Raw genomic sequence first — 7,776 nt, forward strand, 5'->3', positions numbered from 1 at the left:
GTCGAAAATATTATATGAACCGCACAGGTGGATGGCAATTTCATGGTTGGCAGAAAATCGCCAACATGGACTGTCACTTTAATCTGGTTCAGATAGCCCAAACCCCAATTAAAAGGCATGTGAAAATCATAAGCAAAGCTACGCCTTACGATCCCTTCTATGAACCTTACCTTAAAGAGCGTAAGCCAAAGAAACTGGGACGAAACTCGTGGTTTGATCCTGTCTTAGCTGCATTGTGATTGCTGGGTAACGTAACACGCCTTAGCGGAGGCTTGAGCCGTATGCAGTGAAAGTTGCACGTACGGTTCTTAGGAGGGCGGCACTTGGTAACAAGTGTCGCCTATCCGACAGATCGTTAAGCTCACACCAGTCTCTATACACTTCAAACAACCGCTTTTTGATGCGATATTCAGTCTGGTCTTGTTTGTTGAGCAACGCATAAATACCGACTTGCAGATCCAGATCCTTGGTTTCTGCCAGCTTCATTACCTGATATTGGATCTTGGTGTAAGTCTGAATAAGATCCTCAATCACATCACACCAATACTCAAAATCATCATCCATCAAACCCAGTGCTCGCCAGAAAAATGCAAATCCATGCTCATAAGCGTACTTACGGACCGCAATCACACGAATTTCTCTGAGTGCCAAGTGCAATGCTGACAGCGATAGATCATCTACACCTCGAAGATGCGCATTGAAAATCTGGCGAATAGCACTGGTCAGCGGGTTATCTTCTGCGATAAAGCAGGTTTCAAAATATGCCTGAACATCATTATCATTGGCATGTCTTAGCCAGTTCTCATTGATCAGGTAGCCACCAGCAACCGTGGGTTGGGAAATGGCGTTATAAATCCTTCCGGCATCCAGCTCTCCTTCCCAACGAAAGTCAGGGTCAAACATCATCAGCTTTGTCGGGTCGTCGGTGTTTTCTAGCATCACGTAATGTGGGAATGGATTTTGATTAAATTTGTTTTCACGCTCAGGAAGTTGATACATATCCAACATAACCATCAGATGCTGGTCGCTCGACTTCGTATCTAGTAGCCCTTGCAGCACGAGGATGTTGTCTTCCTTGGCGAGACCTTTGTCATACCATGGCTCCAGCGCCACACCATACAATTTCTCGAACCAATCACGGAAGTCACCGTGATCAACATCGTCTGAATGATAGTGAAGTTTAAAGTTCTCACTGATGGAAAATGTCGCATCCCAAACGCCAAAATAAAATGGACGATGATCGATACCTTTTCGTTTGAGCGATTCACAGACACAGCTGACAAAGCAGTGCACTTTTACATCTTCAAATTCTTCTTCCTGCGGCACAGCGACTTTTGGCCTTGCACTGCCTATCTGACAAAGAAAATCCGCAAGGCTTGATACGGTTGCATAATCTGCTGCCGTGATATTTTGTTCAGGAACACTCAAACCAAGATCGAGTTCAAGGTGCAAAATCAACTGCAGCACCAACACCGAATCCAAATACAGATCTTCGTTAAGTCTGGCCGACTCACTGAAAGCATGCATATGCTTATTCTGCATGTTGCTATCCAGTACCTGACGGATAGCCGCTATCATGGTTTCCTTTTTCATCTCGCCTCCTAACCCAATGCTGGAATGGAAATTTTGCTTTGAGATAACGCCTTGCGGTTTACTTTTCCATTGGGCATCTTCTCGATAATGTCACATTGCTCAACATCTACTGGTAGTTGAAACGCTGCCAGACGCGTACTACACCAGTAACGAATACGGCTCGGTTCCATGCTGATATCAGCGACAAACCGCAGGCAAACTCGCTCTCCAGAAAGGCTGTCGGAACGCTTGAATACCACTGCATCAGAAACTTCTGGCATTTCCATCACCACGTTCTCTACATCTTGTGGATACACGTTGAGCCCTGAAACATTGATCATGTCATCACATCGAGAAACGAAACAAAGCAGTCCGGCCTTGTCGAAATATCCCAGATCTTGCGTGTGAACAACTTGACGTCCTTTTGTCACCACAATCTCTTTGGGGGTTGATACATCGTTACCGGCCATAACCTTCACATGCGGTAAGGGCGTACCAATGTGATTCGCCATTTGAGTATCCATATTCACTGCAATACACCCGACCTCAGAGCAACCATATTGTTGAAATACATACTGAGCGTTCGCTTTGAGTGCATCAAACCAGGCTTGTGGAAGTACGGTTCCCGATGTCATGACCGCATGAAGTTGCTTTCCAACGGGATAGAGCTGAACCACGGAATGGATCAACGCAGGAGAGGATAAAAAGAACCACCACGCTGTTTAAGGTACAGACAAAGGGCAAGTACAACGGCCGGTTCTTCACTGCATATCGCATACCGCCTTCCTTCAGGCTGACCTAGCGCTGCAATAGACTCAAAGAGTTCAAATTGCTCAGTCAGATATTCCTGACCGAAAAATTCGTCATTGACGTAAAACATAATGTCCCTATTTTTTGTGATTTACTGCCTGGTGTTCAACGGTGCAACGCATTTGGGATGAGATGGTGACACTCCACCTTGCTTTGCAAGAGTTTTCGCGTCATCAATGACTCCGTTGAAATGTATTCTTGCGTGTGTCCCAGCGCCGAAAGCCTCTTGTTTAGCTCAGGATGCACCTTGGCATACTCTTCAAGCTGCTCAGACACTCGCTGCCAAAACGCGGATTCGTCCATCGAGTAAAAGCGCTCGATGAGGTGTGACACTTCTGTCAGGTTATAAATAAACAATGTATCCATCACGAGTTCGCGCAGTAATTCCACCGAGCTCATGGCGTAGTAGTCATCAAGAGGGGCATTAGCCAAATGGGGCTCCAACGACGTAAAGTCAGGAATAAGTGATGGGTCGCCGATAAAGCTAAGCGTGTATTCCACACTTTCATGGAAGTCGCGAATGAGAATCCTCTCAGGCCAACCATTTTTATGGACAAGCACTACATTCTGTCCGTGGGGCTCTATGCCAATACCATGCTTAACCAGCAAATGCCAAATGGGTATTACTACAACCGCGATCAACTTATCCAGCCACGCGATGAGACCGTGTTGTTCCACCCATCCTGCTATAAATAGAAGTCCATCTCGCTCAATCATCATGAGTGCATTAAAAGGCACGGCTGATTCACCCGCTTTTAACTGGCTTGCGACGCTTTCTCTCATAATGACAGCGAGTTGCCCAGCTTCCGGTGATGTTTCTACATCCATATAACTAGCCTGAAATCGGGCTCCCGCGTATTCATTTAACAGGGAGAGATTTGATAACTCCTTATCGCTAGCGATGACGTTGTGCAGCCAAGTACTCATTAGTGGGTTAGGGAGTTCACAGTAGATAGCCTGCTCATTTTCAGCGACAAGCTCATCGACATCGTGAACGCGTGTCATTAAGTTGGCTTTGGCAGGAATGGTGGCGCGTGTTAGCAGACGATCTACAAACATTTTTCCAGCACCTGAGAGTGAGTACTGCATTGCTGCGAGGCGCTGTTGAACGAAGCTTAGGAGAATCCCCTCATCTACCAGCCCATCAGCCCCCATGCGACCAATGATTGAAAATAAATGGTTGATCATTAGGTAGTAAGCAAAACGATCGCAGATGATCTCGTCATCAAAATACAATGAATCAACAGTGACAGATTCAGGCTCCATAGCGGCCAGGTAGCTTTGATAGGCCTTGGACAAATAGAAGCCTTGATTGTCTCTGAAGTAGTAGATAGACGGGTAGCCGCCAATCAACCGCATCACGCTATTTTGCTGGTGAGCCTCCAATGCAATGCCATGCTCATCGTACAGCCGTATCATTGGCTCGATGGCACACTCCCAATACTTGGCAAACCACTTAATAGCAATGCGGGTTTTCGATGAATTATCCGATGCCGCAATATCTGAAATAATATCGTCAAGCATTGATGCCTCGTTGGGAAGCGGCGCCTGAGTCAAAGCTGCAATCGTTATGACATCGCTACTTTCAGCCTCTGAAAATGGATTCTCTCGAATGATAACCTCAAAGCCACTTTCACTCAGTCCGGGTAGCGACAAGGTGATATATGCAGGATCAGTGATCACCTTGAAAAAGGATAGAGTGTACCAAAGCCTGTTTTTTTATAGAGCGTTGCCATAACCACACCAGCATCAAGCTCCGCGCGCTTATTCACGCGCAGTGAGTTGGTGATTTTTACTGGAAGGGAGAATTTATACATCCATTGCAGATCAGCATTGTAGAGGGAACGTACTGATGAGGTCGCTGTAAATCGTTTTCCATGAGCACCAAGATCTATGACCTTTTCTTGGTCCATCAATGATTGAACGAAGTCTTGATGAAGCAGCCATTGAGCCTGAAGAGGGTGCATCGGCAGCACGACATGATCTGCGGGTACGTTGCTTGGAATCCATAGAGTCGCGTTGATAATATCTTCCGCTGAAACCGTGATCGCAGAACGTTGTCGAACCAAATCACGAGACACACTAAAGTAGTGCAACTTAAATTGGCCTTTTAGCTCGGGAGCGTAATATTGGTGATGGTAGCCCAACATCCCTTGTCGACTTTTCGGGGTAGGATGCTGCCAATGACCAAAGAGTAATGCTTGTTCTGCGTCGATGAACTGCAAACTCCGACGCGATAGGTCATGCCATCTCTCAGAAATGTACCTAGCCATCAACTGGTGGCTTTCCAATACACGTTGGATAAACTCATATTTGTATTGAGTTGTGCTACCCGAACTGGCGTAGTACAAAGAATCTATCAGCTGTAATTGCCCTTCGAGAAAAGAAATGCAGTTGAGTTGTTCCCCACTTCTCAAGTAAACGCCTTTAAATGAATGGCAACCAACTTGCGTTCGATAATCAATCGAAGCTAAGAGACTTTGGGAAGAATGGCGAAGCGACACTTCAACAATTGCGCCACTCATGTTTAATGTCGAACCATGCCAACACAGTTCAGCACGAGGCTCATTGCTCCAAGTCCCTGCATCCACTTCTTTGAGATATGCATTAAAAAAGGCTTGAAAGGATGCTTTTTCGGCAGTTTCTTGTGCGTTTATACTCACGATATCCTCGCCTAACTCTCCGCAAGCGCCACGTTCCATGCGCTTTAACTGACAAGACTGAAGATCCTAATTGATATTAATTATCATTTCACTAAAAGTTACCATTGTTACATAACCCACGAAGGTGGGTCTCAGAATCCAAGCTGCTGGCTAGAAAGGTGTGTTTCTATCCTGCAAGATGACGCAATCTGTCTTTGAGTCTATCTGTGTATGAGCGCTGAAAATCGTGTCACCCAATCCTCTATTATTCCCACATTCTTTTATTTCGCTGTGCCATCTCTATTGGGACTATTAGCGATATCCAGTGCCAGTATTGTCGATGGTATTTTTGTCGGTAGATACTTAGGATCGGATGCGTTAGCGTCAATTAACCTGTTGATTCCCTACTTTACTTTTATGTTTGCCACATCGCTGATGGTTGCAATAGGGGGGACGGTCAAAGCAGGAAAGTACATTGGTGAGAAAAACTACCAAAGTGCAAATACGGTCTTCACGCAGTCTATTCTCTTGGTGCTTGGGTTTACCATTCTAATGGCGATCTTGACGGGGTTATTTACCGACACGCTGTTTGAACTCCTGGGTGCGCCCGACGACATTCATCCGATCATGGCGAAGTATTTTCGTGTCATCTCCCTATGTCTCATTATTCAACTGAGTTCGCTGGTGCTCTACTATTTTGTCCGCGCAGATGGATTTCCGGTGTTGGCGACTGTTTCACTCACCGTTGCGGCAGCGACTAACGTTGTTCTAGATATCGTTTTTCTAGGTTATATGGGGTTAGGTATAGAGTGGGCGGCTTGGGCAACCACAATTGCCCAACTCCTTCAGATTCTGACGTTATCTGCCTTCTTTTTTAATCCAAAACGACAGTTAACATTGTCGATTTCAAAAATGAAGATCAAGGTTCTCTTCTCATCCTTGCTCAATGGAAGTTCTGAATTTATCAATGAGATATCAGTGGGCATCGTCATCCTCATCATTCATTGGCTATTAGTGGTTGAGGGTGGACATTCGGCGGTAGCGGGTTTTTCTGTTGCCAACTATTTACTGTTCTTCAGTATGATGGCGTACTACGGTATTGTGGATGCTATCCATATTCTAGTTAGCCAAAACTACGGCGCAGGGAAATGGCTGCGTATTCGCCAATTTATGATGATGGCCGCTACCTGTGTGCTGGTAATAAGTCTTGGTTTCGTATCTCTGGCAAAAAATGGGGCTGAGGTTATTACCAATGTGTTCTTTGCAGATGCTGTAAACGCCTCGTCTACACAGGCTGCGTTTTACATCAGCATCATTTGGCCTTGCCTGCTATTTAGTGGGTTTAACGTTTTAATATCAGCTTATTTCACTGCGATGCAAAAACCGATTCAATCGTTGTCCATCGCTTTAAGCCGTGGATTAATCCTTCCCGTATCTTTGCTGTTTACCTTTGCTTTTCTCACTGAAAGCTTACATTTTCTATACGCGCTTCCTTTTGCTGAGGCCATAACTCTACTCGTTTCGCTGACCCTATTTGTTGTACAGCAAAAAACACCAAGGTTATCGATGACTCAAACTTGAAAATACAATATGGAATTACCTGCCGAAACCACACTGTTTACCATGTATACAAGGATGCTAAACCATACAAGTTTGAAATGGATGATAGATATTAGTTAGCACTATGAGCAAAGAGAGAGAAAAGAGAGAAGTGAACGCTTCTCTCCTTCTATATTCCATGTTATAGCAAAGATAGTAGATTTATTTTTTCCACTAATTCATTTGCAATCATTTCATGCTCAACCACCGTCGGATGCCAATTACATCCCAAATACTCTGCATCATAGAAATATGTATATACTTGGTTAATGTTTCTGTCAGCGACTCGCTGCTCCAATTCCTCAATCATTCTTGAGTATTGAATTTTAGCCATGATGATAACAGGCACATCCCCATAACGAGAACGCTGCTCTAGTATAAAATCCACGTAACGCGTCAGCCAAGCCTCGTTGAACGCCTCCTGAGTTGGCCAAGGCTCGTGTGGATGAATTGAAGTGCCTAAATCATTCCCGCCAAGATTAATCACAACCAGATTAGGATGACGGTCTTCCCAATCTTCACTCCCCCCCCCCCCAAATAGCACCCGACTTGTTCTGGTAGTACGGCAGATTGTGGTAGGAGTCAGTACCGTTCCAATTACGTAACAGTCCAAGTCCAGAGTAAGCAACCAAAGTGCGACTAGCGTCGAGAGCTTTGGCAGTTAGTGAAGCATAAGAAACCCTTGCATTAGTCGTTTCCTGGATCTCTGCATTTGTACAGACCCGTGTATCAGATTCATTTCCATAGCCTGTCGTGATGGAGTCCCCAAAGAAAAGTAAGTGCGGTTGTTGCTTCCAAATACCTTGGACATGTCCAATCACATCAAAGGAGGAGATACGTACCATCGCATCGTGGTTCTCATTTCGTTTCACAAGCTCTACAGTTACACTTTTGTTTTCAGAGAAGCTTAATACTTCATAGGAATGCATACCAATAGATGTTCCTAAAATATGGCTTTACTTCCCATTGTCAACGCCGACTTAAAACTGATCCACTTAGCGACGCTATCGCCGAAGTAAAATTGACCCACCCATGGTAGTTATCCCTGCCTCTCCGATTCATTTTGTAGAACGGTTGGCACTGTCCCTAACGCCCTTTTCCCTTTTAGCGGCTTTGTTGCTTAAATCGATGGAACTAAATCTAGAAGCTACGA

General features: G+C 45.0%; 8 protein-coding genes and 1 pseudogene. 2 read left to right on the forward strand and 7 right to left on the reverse strand.

The window, feature by feature from the left end; all coding sequences use genetic code 11:
• Nucleotides 1-239, forward strand: a pseudogene (locus tag B5D35_RS21615) (group II intron reverse transcriptase/maturase); the annotation flags it as partial.
• A gap of 22 nt (nucleotides 240-261) precedes the next feature.
• On the opposite strand, the gene B5D35_RS21620 reads toward B5D35_RS21615, so the two are convergent.
• The 5 genes from B5D35_RS21620 to B5D35_RS21635 form a co-directional block, all read right to left on the reverse strand.
• On the reverse strand, nucleotides 262-1,593 hold the full coding sequence (locus tag B5D35_RS21620; protein ID WP_244556702.1) for a DUF6005 family protein: 1,332 nt from the start codon (nucleotides 1,591-1,593) through the stop codon (nucleotides 262-264).
• Between the two features lie 8 nt (nucleotides 1,594-1,601).
• Nucleotides 1,602-2,249, reverse strand: a complete 648-nt coding sequence (locus B5D35_RS21625) for an AMP-binding enzyme (RefSeq protein ID WP_244556703.1) — start codon at nucleotides 2,247-2,249, stop codon at nucleotides 1,602-1,604.
• Between the two features lie 8 nt (nucleotides 2,250-2,257).
• The gene (locus B5D35_RS25085) at nucleotides 2,258-2,452 is read right to left on the reverse strand and encodes a hypothetical protein (protein WP_244556704.1); all 195 of its coding nucleotides are present in this window, start codon (nucleotides 2,450-2,452) and stop codon (nucleotides 2,258-2,260) included.
• 35 nt (nucleotides 2,453-2,487) lie between these two features.
• Nucleotides 2,488-3,906: an IucA/IucC family C-terminal-domain containing protein gene (locus B5D35_RS21630; RefSeq protein ID WP_078754542.1), complete on the reverse strand. Its 1,419-nt coding sequence runs from the start codon at nucleotides 3,904-3,906 to the stop codon at nucleotides 2,488-2,490.
• Between the two features lie 155 nt (nucleotides 3,907-4,061).
• Nucleotides 4,062-5,045, reverse strand: a complete 984-nt coding sequence (locus B5D35_RS21635) for an IucA/IucC family protein (RefSeq protein WP_157828442.1) — start codon at nucleotides 5,043-5,045, stop codon at nucleotides 4,062-4,064.
• 210 nt (nucleotides 5,046-5,255) lie between these two features.
• Here B5D35_RS21635 and B5D35_RS21640 point away from each other — a divergent pair, with 210 nt between their 5' ends.
• The gene (locus B5D35_RS21640) at nucleotides 5,256-6,605 is read left to right on the forward strand and encodes an MATE family efflux transporter (protein WP_078754539.1); all 1,350 of its coding nucleotides are present in this window, start codon (nucleotides 5,256-5,258) and stop codon (nucleotides 6,603-6,605) included.
• Nucleotides 6,606-6,765: 160 nt separating this feature from the next.
• On the opposite strand, the gene B5D35_RS21645 is transcribed toward B5D35_RS21640, so the two are convergent.
• Entirely contained in the window at nucleotides 6,766-7,167 is a 402-nt protein-coding gene (locus B5D35_RS21645; protein WP_139367828.1) for an SGNH/GDSL hydrolase family protein, read from the reverse strand.
• Entirely contained in the window at nucleotides 7,142-7,495 is a 354-nt protein-coding gene (locus B5D35_RS21650) for an SGNH/GDSL hydrolase family protein (protein ID WP_139367829.1), read from the reverse strand. Before B5D35_RS21650 ends, B5D35_RS21645 begins: the two co-directional genes overlap by 26 nt.
• Between the last annotated feature and the right edge of the window lie 281 nt (nucleotides 7,496-7,776).

Origin of the sequence: Enterovibrio nigricans DSM 22720 (genome assembly GCF_900167155.1) — a bacterium.
GTDB lineage: Bacteria > Pseudomonadota > Gammaproteobacteria > Enterobacterales > Vibrionaceae > Enterovibrio > Enterovibrio nigricans.